The organism is Mesorhizobium sp. M8A.F.Ca.ET.021.01.1.1 (assembly GCF_003998025.1).
In the GTDB taxonomy this organism is placed as follows: Bacteria; Pseudomonadota; Alphaproteobacteria; order Rhizobiales; family Rhizobiaceae; genus Mesorhizobium.
Window position 1 is genome coordinate 1 of sequence record NZ_RZSJ01000900.1, and the last position, 1,486, is coordinate 1,486.

The following is a 1,486-nucleotide window of genomic DNA, read 5'->3' on the forward strand; positions in this document are numbered from 1 at the left end:
CCGCAATGCCGAGTGGCACCGGCCTTGACCTGTTCGGCGAGGTGTTCCCGTCAAGGACCTTCGATGTCGGCATCGCCGAGCAGCATGCGGTGACTTTCGCCGCCGGCCTGGCAACGGAAGGCTACAAGCCGTTCGCGGCGATCTATTCGACTTTCCTGCAGCGCGCCTACGATCAGGTCGTCCATGACGTCGCGATCCAGAAACTGCCCGTGCGTTTCCCCATCGATCGCGCCGGCTTCGTCGGCGCCGACGGCGCCACCCATTGTGGCGCGTTCGACACCACCTTCCTGGCTAGCCTGCCGGGCTTTGTGGTGATGGCGGCGGCCGACGAGGCGGAACTGCGCCACATGGTGCGCACCGCCGCCGGCTATGACGACGGGCCGATCGCCTTCCGCTATCCGCGCGGCAACGGCGTCGGCGTCGACATGCCGGAGCGCGGCTCGGTTCTCGACATCGGCAAAGGCCGCATCGTCCGGGAAGGCAGCAAGGTCGCCCTGCTGTCCTTCGGCACAAGGCTGCAGGATTGCCTTGCCGCCGCCGAGGAACTCGGCGCGGCCGGGCTTTCCACCACGGTTGCCGATGCCCGCTTCGCCAAGCCGCTCGACCAGGATCTGATCCGGAGGCTGGCTCGCTCGCACGAGGTTCTGGTCACCGTGGAGGAGGGCGCCATCGGCGGCTTCGCCAGCCACGTGCTGCAGTTCCTTGCCCAAGAAGGATTGCTGGAGAGCGGCCTGAAGGTACGCCCGCTGGTTCTGCCCGACGTGTTCGCCGATCACGCCAAGCCGGAAAAGATGTATGCCGACGCCGGACTCGACGCCGCCGGGATCGTGCGCACCGTTTTCACCGCCCTCGGCCACACTGTCCGCGCCCAGCGCGCCTGAATCAAAACCTGAACAGCCTGACTCAGTTTGCCGGCTTGATTTCGTAACGCATTGTTAACGCTGCCGTTTGGCGTTTCGCTTACCGTGTCCCTTGGCCGTTTTTCAACGGCGCCCTGCTAGACAGCAGCCAGGCAGGGAGACAACGAGAATGAAGACGCTTCTGTACGGCGCGGCCCTCTTGGCCGTGATAGTGGTACCGGCTGCCGCCGAGACGCCCTACGACCGCAATCTTGAAAAGGCGGCGACAGGGATTGTCGCCGGCAAGATGGGCGGTATCCGCGGCGGCTTTTCCTACAAGCAGATGCCGCAGCTTGTGGTCGTGCCCAACGCCGCACCTCAGCCCGCTGTTACGACCGAGCATCCACGTGAACAGGCGTCGGGCAACCGGAACGATGGCCTGTCTCCGGCTATCGAGCGCCAGGTTCCGCGAACCATCTTCTAAAACCACATATCGCGCACGCAGCGACCATCGCGTGGCAAATCGTCGAAAGAGTCGAGGCCATCGAAATGGTCGATCGGCAGGTCGGCAACGGCTTCGGGTGGCGCCAGCCGCACATTGACGGCGATGCGTATTCGGCCTGAATCGCTGGCGCGCAAGCCGCGCC

Annotated in this window: 2 protein-coding genes and 1 pseudogene; 2 read left to right on the plus strand and 1 reads right to left on the minus strand. The window is 64.9% G+C overall.

Features of this window, described 5'->3' with window-relative positions; translation table 11 throughout:
• The coding region (locus EOA36_RS35230) for a transketolase C-terminal domain-containing protein (RefSeq protein ID WP_281040110.1) at nucleotides 1-881 on the plus strand (881 nt) is incomplete at its 5' end.
• Between the two features lie 148 nt (nucleotides 882-1,029).
• Nucleotides 1,030-1,323 (plus strand): hypothetical protein, encoded by a 294-nt coding sequence (locus tag EOA36_RS35235; protein WP_127281217.1) that lies wholly within the window; start codon nucleotides 1,030-1,032, stop codon nucleotides 1,321-1,323.
• Here EOA36_RS35235 and EOA36_RS35240 read toward each other — a convergent pair.
• Nucleotides 1,320-1,486, minus strand: a pseudogene (locus EOA36_RS35240) (GFA family protein); the annotation flags it as partial. The gene EOA36_RS35235 and the pseudogene EOA36_RS35240 sit on opposite strands and share 4 nt — an antisense overlap.

Bases quoted from the DNA above. Each gene is read 5' to 3' on its own strand.
- EOA36_RS35235 (WP_127281217.1), top strand. From the start codon at position 1,030: ATGAAGACGCTTCTGTACGGCGCGGCCCTCTTGGCCGTGATAGTGGTA.